This window comes from Pseudonocardia lutea (assembly GCF_042658055.1).
In the GTDB taxonomy this organism is placed as follows: domain Bacteria; phylum Actinomycetota; class Actinomycetes; order Mycobacteriales; family Pseudonocardiaceae; genus Pseudonocardia; species Pseudonocardia lutea.
Window position 1 is genome coordinate 75,544 of the sequence record NZ_JBHSQK010000047.1, and the last position, 15,932, is coordinate 91,475.

Annotated in this window: 17 protein-coding genes; 6 read left to right on the forward strand and 11 right to left on the reverse strand. The window is 73.5% G+C overall.

Annotation, left to right across the window (positions count from 1 at the left end):
* Window positions 1-133: 133 nt before the first annotated feature.
* Genes ACFQH9_RS19430 through ACFQH9_RS19440 form a run of 3 tightly spaced genes read right to left on the reverse strand, consistent with a single transcriptional unit; the run spans window position 134 to window position 2,551 of the window.
* On the reverse strand, window positions 134-901 hold the full coding sequence (locus tag ACFQH9_RS19430; protein WP_379567577.1) for a CoA-transferase subunit beta: 768 nt from the start codon (window positions 899-901) through the stop codon (window positions 134-136).
* Entirely contained in the window at window positions 898-1,773 is an 876-nt protein-coding gene (locus ACFQH9_RS19435) for a CoA transferase subunit A (RefSeq protein WP_379567578.1), read from the reverse strand. The genes ACFQH9_RS19430 and ACFQH9_RS19435 overlap by 4 nt, the downstream gene beginning before the upstream one ends.
* The gene (locus ACFQH9_RS19440; RefSeq protein WP_379567579.1) at window positions 1,766-2,551 is read right to left on the reverse strand and encodes an enoyl-CoA hydratase family protein; all 786 of its coding nucleotides are present in this window, start codon (window positions 2,549-2,551) and stop codon (window positions 1,766-1,768) included. Before ACFQH9_RS19440 ends, ACFQH9_RS19435 begins: the two co-directional genes overlap by 8 nt.
* A gap of 86 nt (window positions 2,552-2,637) precedes the next feature.
* Here ACFQH9_RS19440 and ACFQH9_RS19445 point away from each other — a divergent pair, with 86 nt between their 5' ends.
* The 3 genes from ACFQH9_RS19445 to ACFQH9_RS19455 are packed head-to-tail and all read left to right on the forward strand — an operon-like array spanning window position 2,638 to window position 5,162.
* Complete coding sequence (locus tag ACFQH9_RS19445; protein WP_379567580.1) at window positions 2,638-3,453, forward strand: SDR family oxidoreductase; 816 nt, start codon at window positions 2,638-2,640, stop codon at window positions 3,451-3,453.
* Window positions 3,450-4,367: an SDR family oxidoreductase gene (locus ACFQH9_RS19450; RefSeq protein WP_379567581.1), complete on the forward strand. Its 918-nt coding sequence runs from the start codon at window positions 3,450-3,452 to the stop codon at window positions 4,365-4,367. The genes ACFQH9_RS19445 and ACFQH9_RS19450 overlap by 4 nt, the downstream gene beginning before the upstream one ends.
* Before the next feature lie 3 nt (window positions 4,368-4,370).
* On the forward strand, window positions 4,371-5,162 hold the full coding sequence (locus ACFQH9_RS19455) for an SDR family NAD(P)-dependent oxidoreductase (RefSeq protein WP_379567582.1): 792 nt from the start codon (window positions 4,371-4,373) through the stop codon (window positions 5,160-5,162).
* Between the two features lie 769 nt (window positions 5,163-5,931).
* On the opposite strand, the gene ACFQH9_RS19460 is transcribed toward ACFQH9_RS19455, so the two are convergent.
* The 7 genes from ACFQH9_RS19460 to ACFQH9_RS19490 are packed head-to-tail and all read right to left on the reverse strand — an operon-like array spanning window position 5,932 to window position 12,417.
* The gene (locus ACFQH9_RS19460; RefSeq protein WP_379567583.1) at window positions 5,932-6,615 is read right to left on the reverse strand and encodes a response regulator transcription factor; all 684 of its coding nucleotides are present in this window, start codon (window positions 6,613-6,615) and stop codon (window positions 5,932-5,934) included.
* Between the two features lie 3 nt (window positions 6,616-6,618).
* Window positions 6,619-7,404 (reverse strand): SDR family oxidoreductase, encoded by a 786-nt coding sequence (locus ACFQH9_RS19465; RefSeq protein WP_379567584.1) that lies wholly within the window; start codon window positions 7,402-7,404, stop codon window positions 6,619-6,621.
* Window positions 7,405-7,415: 11 nt separating this feature from the next.
* Window positions 7,416-8,594 (reverse strand): acyl-CoA dehydrogenase family protein, encoded by a 1,179-nt coding sequence (locus ACFQH9_RS19470; RefSeq protein WP_379567585.1) that lies wholly within the window; start codon window positions 8,592-8,594, stop codon window positions 7,416-7,418.
* Between the two features lies 1 nt (window position 8,595).
* The gene (locus ACFQH9_RS19475; RefSeq protein ID WP_379567586.1) at window positions 8,596-9,090 is read right to left on the reverse strand and encodes a flavin reductase family protein; all 495 of its coding nucleotides are present in this window, start codon (window positions 9,088-9,090) and stop codon (window positions 8,596-8,598) included.
* Between the two features lie 19 nt (window positions 9,091-9,109).
* Entirely contained in the window at window positions 9,110-10,189 is a 1,080-nt protein-coding gene (locus ACFQH9_RS19480) for a hypothetical protein (protein WP_379567587.1), read from the reverse strand.
* Window positions 10,186-11,259 carry an LLM class flavin-dependent oxidoreductase gene (locus ACFQH9_RS19485; protein WP_379567588.1) on the reverse strand — a complete coding sequence of 358 codons (1,074 nt, stop codon included), beginning with the start codon at window positions 11,257-11,259 and terminating at the stop codon, window positions 10,186-10,188. The genes ACFQH9_RS19480 and ACFQH9_RS19485 overlap by 4 nt, the downstream gene beginning before the upstream one ends.
* A 36-nt stretch (window positions 11,260-11,295) precedes the next feature.
* Window positions 11,296-12,417, reverse strand: coding sequence for an acyl-CoA dehydrogenase family protein (locus ACFQH9_RS19490; RefSeq protein WP_379567589.1), 1,122 nt, complete (start codon window positions 12,415-12,417; stop codon window positions 11,296-11,298).
* 126 nt (window positions 12,418-12,543) lie between these two features.
* Between ACFQH9_RS19490 and ACFQH9_RS19495 the strand changes: the two genes are divergently transcribed.
* The gene (locus tag ACFQH9_RS19495; RefSeq protein ID WP_379567590.1) at window positions 12,544-13,338 is read left to right on the forward strand and encodes a MaoC/PaaZ C-terminal domain-containing protein; all 795 of its coding nucleotides are present in this window, start codon (window positions 12,544-12,546) and stop codon (window positions 13,336-13,338) included.
* 4 nt (window positions 13,339-13,342) lie between these two features.
* Here ACFQH9_RS19495 and ACFQH9_RS19500 read toward each other — a convergent pair whose 3' ends face one another.
* Window positions 13,343-14,494 carry a thiolase C-terminal domain-containing protein gene (locus ACFQH9_RS19500; protein WP_379567591.1) on the reverse strand — a complete coding sequence of 384 codons (1,152 nt, stop codon included), beginning with the start codon at window positions 14,492-14,494 and terminating at the stop codon, window positions 13,343-13,345.
* A gap of 50 nt (window positions 14,495-14,544) precedes the next feature.
* Between ACFQH9_RS19500 and ACFQH9_RS19505 the strand changes: the two genes are divergently transcribed.
* Both ACFQH9_RS19505 and ACFQH9_RS19510 read left to right on the forward strand, forming a co-directional pair.
* Window positions 14,545-14,946 (forward strand): Zn-ribbon domain-containing OB-fold protein, encoded by a 402-nt coding sequence (locus tag ACFQH9_RS19505; protein WP_379567592.1) that lies wholly within the window; start codon window positions 14,545-14,547, stop codon window positions 14,944-14,946.
* Between the two features lie 68 nt (window positions 14,947-15,014).
* Window positions 15,015-15,896: an alpha/beta fold hydrolase gene (locus ACFQH9_RS19510; protein ID WP_379567593.1), complete on the forward strand. Its 882-nt coding sequence runs from the start codon at window positions 15,015-15,017 to the stop codon at window positions 15,894-15,896.
* The last annotated feature ends 36 nt before the right edge of the window (window positions 15,897-15,932 follow it).

Here is a 15,932-nt window from a genome sequence, read left to right on the forward strand (position 1 = left end):
TGAATGGTTCGCCCCATCGCATCCTCCAACCAAGCGCTTGCTCAAATCGTAGGGACGGTCTCGGGAGCTGTCAACGCAAGGAGGGGCCGATGCGCCTCGTGCGCATCGGCCCCTCCGGACGAACAGGTCGAAATCAGGCCGGCGGCACCTCGCGGTCCCGGGCGCCCCGCGGGTCGAGTACCTCGCGGATAATCCGCAGCTCCTCGGCGTCGGGCTCGCGGGTGGTGGGCACCTCGCCGGTGAGCACGAGCTCGAAGCCGGTCGCCTCCTGCACCTGGTCGACGGTCACGCCCGGGTGGACCGACCGCAGCCGCAGCAGTCCGGCCGGGTCGTAGTCCAGCACGGCGAGGTCGGTCACCACGACCCGCAGATCGTGGAACCGGCGCGCGGACGCCGGTGCCGCGGCGGCCCGGTCGTTGCCCACTCCGCTCACCACGTCCACCGCCGGGACAAAGACGCGGGTGGAGTGCTTGGGCACCCAGTAGCTGGTGGGGTTGTTCACGGTGTTGCCGGGCGCGCCGCGCACGCCCAGGAGCTGGCGCTTCGGTTTCGCCCAGTCGCCGATCGCGGAGATGTTCTGGTTGCCGTACCGGTCGAGCTGGCTCGCGCCCATCATCACGTGCCGCTTGCCGTAGGCGACGACGTCGAACACCGTGCGGAACGGCAGCCAGCCCTCCACGACCGCGGGCGGGGTGCCGACGGGCGGGACCTCGCCGAGCAGCAGGGCCTCGCCGTCGGACAGGACGAGATCGGGGTTCGTGGTCAGCCGGCAGAGCCGGGCGCCGATCGTGGGGACCAGGCCCATCGGGCTGGCGAGGATCTCACCGTCGCCTGCCCAGGCGTCCGCGCAGGCGGCGACGCAGACCTCGGCGCGGGTGACCGTCGTGGTGGGGGTGCTCACGGTCGGCTGCTCCCGTTCTCGGCGTGGAACGCGTCCACCGACCGCTGGTAGTGGGCCTCGTCGCCGGCGAAGTGGCGCTCGTGGAAGGCGGGCCAGGCCTCCGGGTCCTTCGCCGCGGCGGCGTAGGCCTTCTGGAAGCGCTCGTCGCGCTCGTAGTCCGGGGCGGCGGTGGTGAAGTGCCCGCCACCGGGTGTCTCGACGACCGCGTCGACCGCGAGCCGGGGGATCCGCAGGCTCTGCAGCGGGCCCTCCTTGAGCAGCTGGTCGGTCGGCACGATCCGCTCGGTCGAGACGATGCTCGTGGTCGCGGCGAGCACGAACAGGTCGTCGAAGTACGGGTCCGGGCCCAGGTACTGGGCGTTGCCGCGGGCGTCGGCCCGGTTCTGGTGGACCAGCGCCACGTCGAGCGTGAGCGCGGGTACCGCGGTGAGCTCCTCGCCGTCCGCGTAGGGGGAGGTGACCGTGCGCAGGCTGGTGTCCAACCGCGGCACGTCCGAGCCCAGGCCCGCGCGCATCGGCAGGAACGGCAGCCGGTGCGAAGCGGCCAGCAGGCCCCACTGGAACATGCCCTCGTCCCACTCGGTCAGCTCCACCGTGCCCTCGGCGCGGGCCCGCTGGAAGTGCGGCTCGAGCGGGATCGAGTCCAGCGTGACGAACCCGGTGACCAGCCTGCGGACCTTCCCGGCGGCCAGCAGCAGCCCGACGTCCGGGCCGCCGTAGGAGACCACGGTCAGGTCGCGCACTGAGGAGTTCGCCAGGGCGCGGACCAGGGCCATCGGCTTGCGTCGCGAGCCCCACCCGCCGATGCCGACGGTGGCGCCGTCCGGGACGAGGGCGACGGCCTCGTCGATCGTCGCGGTCTTGTCAGCCACGTGCGGGCTCCTTTCCGGAGGGGGTGCGGCTGTCGTCGCGGTCGCGCTTTTCCACGAACGCGGCGCGGTGCTCGTCGGCCACCCCAGAGACGTGCAGCTCGTAGGTGAAGCCCTGCTCGTAGCGGTAGCTCTTGTGGACGTCGACCGGGTCGATCCCGTTGAGCGACTCCTTGGCCCGCCGGATGACGTAGCCGTTGCGGGTCGCGATGTCGCGGGCGAGGCCGAGCGCGGTGTCGCGCAGCTGCTCGCGGGGCACCACGTCGAGCAGGGCGCCGTAGCGGGCCAGCTCCTCGGCGCTCAGGTTGCGGCAGGTGTAGACCATCATCCGCATGACCTGCTGGGGGACCAGCCGGGACAGGTGGGTGGCCGCGCCGAGCGCGCCGCGGTCGACCTCGGGCAGGCCGAAGACCGCGTCGCTCGAGGCCACCACGATGTCGGCGTTGCCGACCAGGCCGATGCCGCCGCCCAGGCAGTAGCCCTGCACCGCGGCGATCACGGGGACCTGGCAGTCGTAGACCGCGTTGAAGGCCGCGTAGCAGCCCCGGTTGGCCCCGACGAGCGCGACGTCGCCCTCCGCCTGGATCTCCTTGATGTCGACCCCGGCGCAGAAGGCGCGTCCCTCCGCGCGCAGGACGACCGCGGTGACGGCCGGGTCCCGGCCCGCCGCGGTGACGGCGTCGGCGATCGCGTACCAGTCGGCGACGGTGAATGCGTTGACGGGCGGTTTGTCGAGAACGATCTCGGCGACGCCCGCGTCGGTGGTGGCGGTGATGCCCATGTGCGGAGTTTAACCAAGTGCTTGCTCAAATCACCATCCCTTGCGAGGCTGTTCCGGAACCGACCGACGAGGATGGGGAAGCGGCGATGGCGCAGGCATGGGGGCCGGCGGTCCGATACGACTACGAGGGCCGGGTCGTGCTGGTGACCGGCGGTGTCCGGGGGGTCGGCGCCGGGATCACCCGCCGCTTCCTGGCGGCCGGGGCCACGGTGGTGGCGGGGGCGCGGGGGGTCCCTGCCGCCGTCCCGAAGGTCGACGGCAGGCGTGCGGACGTGGTCACCGCGGACGTGCGGGACCCGGCGGAGGCCGCCGGGCTGGTCGAGCAGGTCGTCGCGCGGCACGGCCGGCTCGACGTCGTCGTGAACAACGCCGGCGGGGCCCCCTTCGCCACGGCGGACACCGCGTCGCCCCGGCTGCACCAGCGGGTCGTCGAGCTGAACCTGCTCGCCCCGCTGCACGTGGCACAGGCCGCGAACCGCGTGATGCAGGAGCAGGAGGGGGGCGGCTCGATCATCATGATCGGCAGCGTCTCCGGGGTTCGGCCCTCGCCCGGCACGGCGGCCTACGGCGCGGCCAAGGCGGGACTGGACAACCTGGCCCGTTCGCTCGCCGTGGAGTGGGCGCCGCGGGTCCGGGTCAACACGGTGACGGTCGGGCTGGTGCAGACCGAGTCCGCCGATCTCCACTACGGCGACGCCGAGGGGGTCGCGGCGGTCGCGCGCACCGTACCGCTGGGGCGGATGGCCTGCCCCGAGGACGTCGGGGACGTGTGTCTCTACCTGGGGTCGGCGGGCGCGGCCTACGTCAGCGGTGCGTCGCTGCTGCTGCACGGCGGCGGCGAGCGGCCCGCCTTCCTCGATGCTGCGACCACCAACCACGCACAGAGCGGGAGCAACGCATGACCAGGAACGGACCGGGCCTCGTCGAGGGCCGCGTGGTGATCGTGACCGGGGCAGGCCGGGGGATCGGGCGCGGGCACGCGCTGGAGTTCGCCCGCCAGGGCGCCGCCGTCGTCGTCAACGACATCGGGGTGGGCAACGACGGGTCCGGCGGCTCCGACGGGCCGGCCCAGGACGTGGTCGACGAGATCGTCGCCGCGGGCGGGCGCGCGATCGCGAACCGCAGCGACATCGCGACCTGGGAGGGCGCCGAGGAGCTGGTCCGGACCGCGGTGACCGAGTTCGGCCGGCTCGACGTGCTGGTCAACAACGCGGGCTTCGTCCGCGACCGGATGCTGGTGTCGACCTCCCTGCAGGAGTGGGAGGACGTGGTCCGGGTGCACCTGACCGGTCACTTCCTCACCCTGCGGCACGCGGCCGGGTACTGGCGCGAGCAGACCAAGGCGGGGGAGAAGGTCAACGCGCGGGTGATCAACACCAGCTCGGGCGCCGGGCTGCTGGGCAGCGTCGGGCAGGGCAACTACTCGTCGGCGAAGGCGGGCATCCTCGGGCTGACGCTGGTGGCGTCGGCCGAGCTCGCCCGCTACGGCGTCACGGTGAACGCGATCGCCCCCGCGGCCCGGACCCGGATGACCGAGGGCATCTTCGCCCACCTCGAGAAGCCAGAGTCCGGCTTCGACGCCGCCGCCCCGGAGAACGTCGCGCCGCTGGTCGTGTGGCTGGGCAGCGCGGAGTCCGCCGGGGTCACCGGCCGGGTGTTCGAGGTCGAGGGCGGCCGGATCTCGGTCGCGACGGGCTACCGGCACGGACCCGAGGTCGACAACGGCGCCCGCTGGGACCCGGCCCAGGTCGGCAAGGCGGTCACCGAACTGCTCGCCGAGTCGCCGGCTCCCGAACCCGTGTACGGCGCGGGCTGAGCCGTGCTGAAGGGCAGGGTCGCCCTGGTGACCGGGGCCGCGCGAGGGATCGGGTTTGCGATCGCCCGCAGGCTCGCCGAGGCCGGGGCGGCCGTGGTCGTGAACGACGTCGACCCCGCTGCCACCGAGGCGGCGGTCGCTGAGCTGGCGGGCCTCGGGGTCGGGGCCGTGGGCTGTCCCGCGGACGTGACCGCGCCGGACACGCCGGACCGGCTCGTCGCCGCGGCGGTCGACGCCTTCGGGACCCTCGACGTGGTCGTGAACAACGCCGGGTACGGGACCTACGCACCGGTGCTGGAGATGTCCGACGCGAAGTGGACCCCGATGCTCGACACCCTGCTCACCGCACCGTTTCGGATCCTGCGGGCGGCCGGGCCCCTGCTGACGCGGCCCGCGGACCACGTCCGCAAGGTGGTCACCGTGTCGTCGGTCGCGGGCGTCGCCGGTTCCCCGGGCTCGGCGAGCTACGCCGCCGCCAAGGCTGGTGTGCACGGCCTGACGGCGACGTTGGCGAAGGAGTGGGGCCGGTACGGGGTGACCGTGAACGCCGTCGCACCCGGGCTGATCAGGACCAGGCTGACCGAGGGGCGCGCGGACGGGGTGGAGACGATCGATGTCGGCGGACGCCGGACCGAGCTGGTCGACATCCCCCTGCAGAAGCTCGAGTCCCACATCCCGGTGGGGCGGATCGGCACGCCCGAGGATGTCGCCGGCGCGGTGTACCTGCTGTGCTCGCCCGACGCCGACTACATCACCGGCCAGACCCTGGTGGTGAGTGGCGGCTGGCTGCCCTGAGCCCGGCGGCCCGTGGTGGACGGTGTCGTGTGGCCTGGGGTTTCCTGCTGGCGGGCGGGCAGACTGGGATTCAGCGACATGATCGGCGGGCACGTCATGTCGCTCGCACTCGACTCGCGTCCGCGCGGCGATCCCGGAGACGATCCTTGAGGTCGACGACGTACCGTCCGAACTGGCCCGGCTGCCGGACGGGCGGCTGCTGGTCGTCCTGATGAAGGGCGCCAGGTTTTGCGGCAGGAGTCCGACGGCCGGTTCGTGGGGCAGCCGATCTCTCCGAGGTGGCCAGCGGGACGACCACCGACATGATCGTCACCCGGACGGGGCCTCCTACGGGGATAACCTCGGCATGGACCTGGTCCGCGGGGGCCCGACCGTCAGGTGGCGGCTCCTCCGGATCTGGCCGGACGGCACCGTGTCGGCGGCCGCGCGGAGGGCCTCCCCTTCCCGAACGGGATAGTCCTGCCCTGACGAGCACACCTCGTGGTCATGCGAAGCGGGGGAGCGTGCCTCACCGAGTTCGACGTGCGCCCGGACGGGGGAGCACGCCGCCACGCGGGCCCGGTGGCACGGGCCCGCGTGGCGGCGTGCTCACGGACGTCCTCGACCTGAGCCCGGCGACCCCGCCTCCGTCCTCGGCGGCCCGGACCGCCGCACTGGCCTGCAGCGCGCGCCCGAAAGGCCCCGACGAGCTGCGCGCACCCGACCGGGCTACAACCTCGCCTTCGACGTGGCGGTCCCGGACGACGGAAACCTGACCCGCTCGCCGCGCCTAGAGCAGACCGTGTTGGGTGGCCAGCCACACGACTTCGGTGCGACGGGTTGCGCCGAACTTGGTCATCAGGCTCCGCACGTGGAACTTGGCGGTCGTCTCGCTGACGTGCAGAGCGAGGGCGATCTCCCGGTTGGTGCGGCCCGTGACCAGGAGCTGCAGGACCTCGCGCTCGCGTGCGGTCAGCCGGGCGGCACCCCCTGCACCGCTCTGTGTGGCTCGCCGACGGGCTGTGGGCTCTCCGTAGTGGAGGCGGAACACCGCGTCCCCGCGGTGCACTGCCCCGATCGCCGACGGCAGCTCGGCCGGATCGCCGTCACGGCTGAGCACCCCGGCGACACCGGAGCGGATCAGCCCGGCGAGCGCGCTGCGTGTCTGCCCGTCGGCGATCGCCAGCACGCGGCAGGGCGGACCTGCGCGGTGCACCTCGTCCACCAGCCGGGAACTCATCCGACCGGCCGCGTTCGGGCCGACGTCGAGGACGACGACGTCCGGCCGCAGCCTGCCCACCTGGTGCACGGCGTCGAGCGGTTTCTCGGCCTCGCCGACGATCCGGACGTCCTCGGCGTCGCGCAGGGCGTGCCGCAGGCCGCCACGGATCAGCGGTTGGGCGGAGACGATCACCACGCGGATCGGGGTGCCCAGGCCGATCCCCGGGGGCGTGTCGTCCTCGAGCGTCGACACGGCTCAGGCGTGCTGGCTGGAGACTGACACGACCTCGCCGGTGAGGTAGGTCGAGTAATCGCTGGCCAGGAAGGCCATCACGGTCGCGATCTCCCAGGGCTCGGCCGCTCGCCCGAAGGCTTCCCGTGACGTCAGGGTCGCGAGCAGGTCGTCGTCGGTGACCTTGGCCAGGTTCGCGTGCATCGCCAGGCTGGGCGCCACCGCGTTGATCCTGACCCCCCGGGGGGCGGCCTCCATCGCAACGCACCGGGTGAACGCCATGACGCCGGCCTTGGCGGCGGCGTAGTGGGCCTGTCCGGCCTGGGCGCGCCAGCCCAGCACGGACGCGTTGTTGACGATCACACCCGAGCCCTGCGCGTAGAAGACCTTGAGCGCCGCACGGGTGACCCGGAACGTCGCGGTGAGCGTAACGTCGAGGACCTTGGCCCACTGGTCGTCGGTCATCTCGTGGACCTCGGCGGTGCCGCCGAGCCCGGCGTTGTTGATCAGCACGTCCAACCGGCCGTGCCGCTCGACCACACCGTCGATCAGCCGCTGGACCGCGGCTTCGTTGGTGACGTCGCACGGGATCGCCAGCGGCGCCTCGTCCGCCGAACCGGTGAGCGCGGCGAGCTTCTCCGCGGTCTCGGCGAGCCGGCGCTCGTGACGGTCCGACACCACGATGGTGGCGCCCTCCTCGACCATCCGCTGTGCGGCGGAGAACCCGATGCCGGTGCCCGCCGCTGCGGTCACCAGCACGATCTTGCCCTCCAGCAGGCCCCTGCCGGGCGGGTACGGGGGAACGGTCACGGCGTCTCGCCTCACTTAGGTCCGCGGGGCAGCCCGAGGGTGCGCTCCGCGATGATGGTGCGCTGGATCTCGTTGGACCCCGCGTAGATCGTGTCGGCCCGGCTGAACAGGAACAGCCGCTGGGCCAGGGACAGCTCGTAGGGCAGGCCCTCGGCGACCAGCGCCTGCTCGCCGAGCGCCGCCATCGCGAGCTCGCCGAAGTCCCGGTGCCAGTTCGACCAATAGAGCTTGGCGATCGACACCTCGGGGCCGGGCTCGCCGCCGCCGAGGGAGGTCATGGTGCGCAGCGCGTTGAGCCGCATGATCTCCAGCCGCACCCAGGACTGCACCAGCCTGTCGCGCAGCACCGGGTCGTCGGTGGTGCCCAGCTCGGCGGCCCGGCGCAGCACGTGGTCGAACTCGTGCCGGAAGGCGAGCTGCTGGCCCAGCGTGGAGGCGCCGCGCTCATAGGCCAGCGTGGCCATGGCGACCCGCCAGCCCTGCCCGACCTCGCCGACCACGCAGTCCGCGTCGGTCACGGCGTCGTCGAAGAAGACCTCGTTGAACTCGCTGGTGCCGGTGGGCTGCACGATCGGCCGCACGGTCACACCCGGCTGGTCCATCGGCACGAGCAGGTAGGACAGCCCGGCGTGGCGCTTCGAGCCGGGCTCGGTGCGGGCCAGCACGAAGGCCCAGTCCGCCTCGTGCGCCAGCGAGGTCCACACCTTCTGCCCGTCGAGGTGCCAGCGGCCGTCGACCAGCCGCGCCCGGGTGCTCACCCCGGCCAGGTCCGAGCCGGCGCCGGGCTCGGAGTAGCCCTGGCACCACAGCTCCTCGCCGCGGGCGATCGGCGGCAGGAACCGCTCCTTCTGCGCGTCGGTGCCCAGCGCGATCAGGGTCGGCCCGATCAGGCCCTCGCCGATGTGCCCGACGCGGGTCGGGGCCTGCGCCCGCACGTACTCCTCGTGGAAGATCACCTGCTGTGGCAGCGTCGCGTCGCGGCCGCCGTGCTCCTTGGGCCAGCCCAGGCAGGTCCAGCCCGCTCGGCCGAGCTCGCGCTCCCACTCCCGGCGCAGCTCCACGGCCTCGTGCTCGCGGCCGGGGCCGCCGAGCCCGCGGGCCTGCGCGAACCGGCCGGTGAGGTTCGCGGCCAGCCAGTCGGCGGCCTCGCGGCGGAAGGCCTCGTCCTCGTCGCTGAAGGTCAGGTCCATGTCAGCCCGAGATCCCGCCGTACGCGCCCCGGAAGAACAGCAGCGGGGTGCGCTCGGACGCGTAGATGTGCCGTACGTTCGCGACGACGATGGTGTGGTCCCCGGCGGGGTGCTCGGCGGCCACGTCCGCCTCCAGCCAGGCGAGGCCCTCGGCCAGGATCGGCGCGCCGCCGGGCGAGGGCTCCCACTCGAGGCCCGCGAACTTGTCCCCGCCCTTGACCGCGAGCTGGCGGCACACGTGCTCCTGCTCGGCCGCCAGCACGTTCACCACGAACGTGCCCGCGGCCTTGAGCAGCGGCCAGGTGCTGCTGGTGTGCGCCACGCAGAAGGCGACCAGCGGCGGGTCGAGCGACACGGAGGTGAACGAGTTCGCCGCGAGCCCGGTCGGTCGCCCTGTGGCGGGGTCGACGGCGGTGATCGCCACGACCCCGGTCGCGAAGTGGCCGAGGACCGCGCGGAAGTCCGCGGGGTTCAGCTCGTGGGTGGTCTCGGTCATGGGGTTCTCCTCAACCTGGTCAGGGGGTCCCGACGTGCTGGCCGCGGGCGTCGGCGATCACCGGCGGCTGCGGCGTCTCCCGGACCTCGGGATCGATCTCGACCGCGATCGACACCGGTGTGAGGGTGGCCAGGGTCTGCTGGATGCGACCGCGCCACATGCCGTTCTGCACCAGGCTGGCGCGGTTGAACGACACGGTCAGCGTGGCCGCGTCGAGCGTGCCCTCGCGGGCCACGTCGAGCCGCCAATGGCTGATCCCGTCGATGCCGCGCAGCGCCTTGGTGAGTGCCGCGATGGAGAGCCAGCGCCCGCGCACCAGTAGTAGGTCGCCGCCGGTCTGGGCCGGCGCCGGAACCGCGTCGCCCTCGGCGGGCGCGGTCACCAGGTAGCCGGTCCGCACCCCGGTGCCCGCCAGCGCGGCGAGCCAGGGGTGGGCGACGGCGATCTCCGCGGGCTCGCCGGGGGTGACCTCGTCCTTCTCCGCCCCGAGCAGGTGCAGGGTGCCGGGCCGGGTCTCGACGAGCGTGTCGCCCTCCCGGCGCGCCACCGGCACCGTGGTGACCGGGTCGGTCCACAGCTCGACGACCGTGGCCCCGAACTCCTTGGCCAGGTGCGCCCGGGTGCGCTCGTCGCCCACCTCGCCGGTGAGCACCAGCAGCCGCAGCTCCAGGTCGAGCGGGTCGACCAGGAACTCCAGGTGCAGCCGGGCGAGGAAGTCCGCCGCGCCCGTCGGGGTGATGACCAGCACCGACCCCCGAACTGCTTCGATCACCTTGAGCAGTCGCATGCGGCCGCGCGGTCCCGGGGCGACCGCCGCGGCGGCGACCTCCGCGGCCGCCTCGGCGATCAGCGCGCCGCCCAGGTCGCCGTCGGAGTTGAGCGCGACGACCACCCGGTCGCTCGCCTTCACCCCCGCGGCCTGCAGCGTCTCCGCGGTGAGCGCGCGGGCCTCGGGGACCTCGGTCGGGCCCAGCGGCACGGCGACCGACCCGGTCGGGTCGATGCGCAGCAGCCCCTTCGCCGTGCCGGGCCGGAGCCCGGCCTTGGCGAGCTCGTCGCGGCGCACCCACCGCGCGGGCGCGGCGGTCGGGGCGCTCACCTGATCTCCGCAACGTCGCTCGCGAACAGCTTGATCGAGCTGAGCACGTGCTCGTTCGCCAGACCGCCGACCTGGAACTGGCCGATCAGGTCGGTGACCCCGGCCTCCTCCAGCTTCTGCAGCGCCTTGCGGGAGCCGCCCACGTCGTCCAGCACGATCATCAGGTTGTCGCGCAGGGTCTCGATCGCCTCGTCCTGCGACTGGCCCGCGGCCATGGCGCCGAGGACCCGGTGGCTGGCGTGCCGGGCGTCGTAGTAGTCGGGCGGGGCGACCAGGTTGACCTGCCGGCGGATGTACCACATGACGGCGTCCGCGGCGTTCTCGTACGCCTCGTCCTTGGTGGGGGCGACGTGCCACGGGATCATCAGCCCGACCTTGCGGGTCTCCGGGTCGAAGCCGTGCTTCGCAAGCTCCTCCTTGTACTTGGCGATGTCCTCGGCCACGTCGTCGATGCCCTTGAGCATCGTCATGCCCAGCAGGTTGTAGCCGCGGCGGGCGGCCTGCAGGTAGCCGTCGAGGCTGGTCGAGGCGACCCACACCGGCGGGTGCGGCTCCTGGACCGGACGGGGGTAGACGCCCACGTCCGGCACGCTCCAGTACTCGTGCTCGGCGCTGTAGTTCTCGCCGTCCGCCTCCCAGATGCCCAGCACCGTGTCGAGGTTGTCCTCCCACAGCTGCCGGGACTGCTCGAACGGCCGCTGGAAGGCCTGGTACTCGAGCGGCGACGCGCCGCGACCGGTACCGAACTCGATCCGGCCGCCGGACAGGATGTCCATCGTCGCGACCCGCTCCGCGGTGCGGATCGGGTGCGAGAACGGCAGCAGCACCACACCGAGACCCAGCCGGATCCGCTCCGTCACCCGGGAGAGCGCCGCCAGCACGATGTCCGGCGCCGAGGAGTGCGAGAACCCCCGGGTGAAGTGGTGCTCGACCATCCAGGCGGTCGAGTAGCCGAGCTGGTCGGCGAGGCGGACCTGCGCGACCAAGTTCTCGAAGGCCTGCTGCTCGACGGCCTTCGTGCGGCCCCTGACCTCGAGCTCGTAGCCGAGGCCGACCCGGAGATTCCCCATCACTTCCTCCTGTTACCCAAGCGCTTGCTTGGTAAGTTACCGGCTGGCCGACGGCTCGACAAGCCCGGCTTCGGTCGACGTGGCGAGCGACTCCCACAGCAGCCTGCGGTGCTCGGTGGGGGAGCCGTACAGGGCCTCGAGGGTCGCGGCCCGCTTGAGGTGCAGGTGGGCGTCGTGTTCCCAGGTGAAGCCGATGCCGCCGTGGATCTGGATCTGCTCGCCCGCGGCCCGGCGGTAGGCCTCCGTGGCGTAGGACTTGGCGACCGACGCATAGACGGGCAGGGCCGCCGGGTCCGCCACCGCGCACCACGAGGCGTAGTACGCGGCGGACCGCGCCGACTCGACCTCCAGCAGCATGTCCGCGCAGCGGTGCTGGATCGCCTGGAACGAGCCGATCGGGCGGCCGAACTGCACCCGGGTCCGCGCGTACTCCACGCTGGCGTCCAGGCAGGTCGCCGCGCCGCCCACGGCGAGCAGGGCGAGGCCCACGGCCGCGAGCTGCTCGACCCGGGCCAGGACGGCCTCGGCGACGCCGGCGCCGCCGAGCGGGGTGGCCGGGGTGTCGTCGAGCACCAGATGGGCGAGCCGCACCGTCTGGTCCATCGTCGGCAGTCGGGCGCCGGAGTCCGACGAGACCGTGAACAGCCGCGTCGCCCCCGACGGGTCCGTCGCCGCGACGACGACGAGATCGGCGGACGCGCCGTCGAGCACCGTCCCGAGGTCCCCGGTCAGTCGCCACCGGCCGTCTGCCCGGAGCACGGCGGTGCAGGCGGCCGGCGCCGAGCGGGCGACGGTCAGGGTGATCGTCCCGGCCGCCACGCCGGGAAGGATCTCGGCGGCGCGGGCCGGGTCCTCGGCCGCCAGGACGGCGGTCACGCCCAGCACGGCGGTGCTCAGCAGCGGCGCGGGGAGCAGGGCGCGGCCCGCCTCCTCGAGGGCGACGGCGAGCTCGAGGAACCCGAAGCCCAGCCCGTCGTACTCCTCGGGGACGAGCATCCCCGCGATCCCCATCTCGGCGAGCGCGCGCCAGAGCTCGCGGTCCACGCCGTCCGGCGTCTGCATGATCTCGCGGACCCGCGCGGAGGGCGCGCGGTCGGTGAGCAGGTCGCGCAGCGCGGCGCGGAGCTCCTCCTGCTCGTCGGTGAAGGCGAATCGCATCTGGGGCTCCCTGCGGGCGCGTCGGCGATGACGGACCGGTGCGGTCCGGGGGTGATTGACCCCTCCACCGGCCCTTCCTACTGTACAACCAAGCGCTAGCTCAACAAGTCGACGACGGAGGTCACGATGGGTCTGGCGGAGATGGTGGGGACCGACCTCGGGTCGCGCACGGTCGCGTACGAGGAGCGGGACGCGATCCTGTACGCACTGGCGGTCGGCGCCGCGCATGACGACCTCCCCCTGGTGTTCGAGCGCGACCTGCGGGTCCTGCCCACCTTCGCGCTCCCGCTCGGGCTGTGGGTCGCGGACGCGGCGGGGGCGGCGGGCGCCTTCACCCCGGAGCGGTCCCTGCACGGCTCGCAGACCCTCCAGGTGCACGCCCCGCTGCCGCGGCGGGGGAGCGTCGAGGTGCGTGGCCGGATCGCCGCGGCCTGGGACAAGGGCCGCGCCGCGATCCTCGACGTGGTCGCAGAGTCGGAGTACTTCTCGGCGACCTACTCGATCTTCCTGCCGGGACAGGGCGGCTGGGGCGGTGACCCCGGACCGCGGAGCGCGGGGGCCGAGGTCGAGGGGCCCGAGCGCACCGCCGAGGTGGCGACCGACCCGGGCCAGGCCACGCTCTACCGGCTCACCGGGGACCGGCACCTGATCCACATCGACCCCGAGGCCGCGAAGGCGGCGGGCTTCCCGGGGCCGATCCTGCACGGGCTCGCCACGCTCGGGGTGGCCGCACGAAAGGTCGCGGCGCTGGTCGGGGCGCAGCCGTGGGAGCTGACCACGCTCTCGGCCCGGTTCTCAGGGCCGGTCACGCCGGGGGACCGGCTCGCGCTGACCACTCGGGGCGACGCGGCGCGGTGCACCTTCGCCGCCGCCGTCGGGGGGACGGCGGTGCTGTCGGCCGGCGAGGCGGCCTTCGGCTGAACCGTCAGGTCCGGCGCAGCACCGCGGCGCTGCCGTAGCTCCCGCCGAACCCGGTGACCAGCGCGAACTCCGGATCGACGACCTGGTTCGCCTGCGCCTCGCCGCGCAGCTGCCGCACCGCCTCCAGGACGTTGTTCAGGCCGTGGACGTAGCCCTCGGAGAGCAGGCCGCCGTGCGGGTTGACCGGGACCGGCCCCTTCGGGTCGGTTCCGCCGGACCGGACGAGCTCGCCCGCCTCCCCGGGGCGGCAGAACCCGAGGTCCTCGAGCTGCTGGAGCACGATGGGGGAGTAGGCGTCGTAGAGCAGGGACACGTCGACGTCCGCGGGACGCAGGCCGGCCGTCTCCCAGAGCCGGTCGGCCAGGTAGTGGGTGAAGATCCAGGACGGGTCCGGCGCCTTGTCCATCCCGGTGGCCCCCGGCCCGCCGCCACGCACCACGGCGTGCACCACCGGGCTGCCGGGCCGGGCGGCGCCGGCGGCGCTGACGACCAGGGCCGCCGCCCCGTCGGTCTCCTGGCAGCAGTCCGCGCGCCGCAGCGGCTCGGCGATCCAGGGCTCGCCGAGGTAGTCCTCGCTCGTCATCCCCTCGCGGCGCAGCGCCCGCGGGTTGTTCACTGCGAGTCGGCGCGAGGCGAGGACCACGCCCTCCAGGTCCTCCGGTCGCGCGGCGGTCAGGTGCATCCAGCGGCTCGTCGACAGCGCGAACAGTGCGATTGGGCCCGCCATCCCGTAGGGGTGCAGGAACTGGGCCTCGGCACCCTCGCCCAGGCGCAGCCCGGCCTGTCCCATCCGCTGTCCGGAGCGGCCGTTGAGCGCGCGCAGCACCAGGACGTTTCGGGCGGTGCCCGAGTCGACCAGCATCGCCGCGTCGCCCAGGATCGACGCGGACTGGGTCCCGCCGCCGTAGATCTCGTTGGTCCACACCGCGGGTGGGACGCCGAGGGCGCGCGCCACGTCGTTGACCGGCACCGAGTCGCCGAGGTGGTAGAGCAGCACGCCGTCGATGTCCGCCGGGGCGAGCCGGGCGTCCGCCAGCGCGGCCTCGGCGGCCTCGACCGCCTGGTCGAGCACGCTGCGGCCGGAGCGCCTGCTCAGCTTCGTCATGCCGATCCCGGCCACCGCCGCGCGCCCGGAGAACGCCTGTCGCGCCGCCATGGCCACCACCCGCCTTGTTCGATCAAGCGCTTGCTCGGCATAGTAGTCCCATGGGTGCGCTGCCAACACCGGTCCCGTCCGGCCTGACCGAGCCGTTCTGGGCGGCCGCGGCGCGCGGTGTCCTGGCGCTGCAGCGGTGCGCGCGGTGTCGCCGGTTCGTCCACTTCCCCGAGTACCGGTGTCCCTTCTGCCACGGGACGCGGCTGGCGTTCGAGGAGGTGGACCCGCGCGGGGTGGTCGCTGCGGTGACCGTGGTCCACCGGGCGCTGCTGCCCGGCGCCGAGCCCCCGTACGCGCTGGCATGGGCCGAGCTCGCGGTGCAGTCCGGGCTGCGGTTCTTCGCCGCGGTCGAGTCTGGCGGGGCTCGGGTCGCCGTGGGCGACCCTGTCGAGGTCGGCTTCCGGCCGCTGCCGGACTCGGGCATGCTGCCGGTCCTGCGGGCGGTGCCGTAGCGCTCCGGTCCGGGATAGGTCAGGATCATCTGATCCGATCAGATGATTCACCTCCCAGGGGAGCGACGATGAGCGAGCCGAGGGTCATGCCGGCCCGGGGGCGACTCCGGTCCGCCGCCAGCGCCTCCGGGCCCGAGACCGGCGGGCCCAGGCACGTCGAGGTGCTCGGCAGGCGGGTGCGCGTCGACGTCCGGCCCGGTCCGGACGGCGGTCGGCCGCTACTCATGCTGATGGGGCTGGGCGGCAACATCGAGATGTGGGAGCCGTTCCGGCGGCTGCTCGCCGAGCGGACCGGCCGGACCACCGTCGCCTACGACGTCCCGGGCACCGGGGAGTCCCCGGCTCCGCTGCTGCCGTGGCCGCTGCCCCTGCACGGCGCCCTCGCCGCACGGCTGATGACGCAGCTCGGTCTCTCGGAGTTCGACGTCATGGGTCTCTCCTGGGGCGGTCTGCTCGTCCAGCAGGTGGCCCTGACCGTGCCGAACCGGGTGGGCCGGGTGGTGCTGGCCAACACCAACTTCGGCATCGGCAGCGTGCCGGGGCGACCGAGCGTCATCCGGGTGCTGGCCACCCTCGACCGCTACCGGTCCGCGGCGGCGCTCGCCGACGCGGCGTCGGCTTTCGGCGGCGGGGCCGCGCCGGACACGATGTCCGAGCACTCCGCGGCCCGGCTCGCCCGGCCGCCGTCGTGGCGCGGGTACTACTATCAGATGTTGGCGCTCTCGGGCTGGAGCAGCCTGGCCACGCTGCCGCTGCTGCGGCGTCCGGTCCTGCTGCTCACCGGCGACGACGATCCGGCGATCCCGGTGATCAACGCGCGCGTCATGAGCGCCCTGCTGCCGGACTCGCGGCTGCACGTGGTCGCGGGCGCCGGTCATCTGCTGCTCTTCGACCGCCCGGCCGAGGCCGCCGACGTGGTGGCCGGGTTCCTGGGTGCCGAGAAGGGGTGAACGCCCGGTTCGACCACCTGATCGGATCGACCGGCT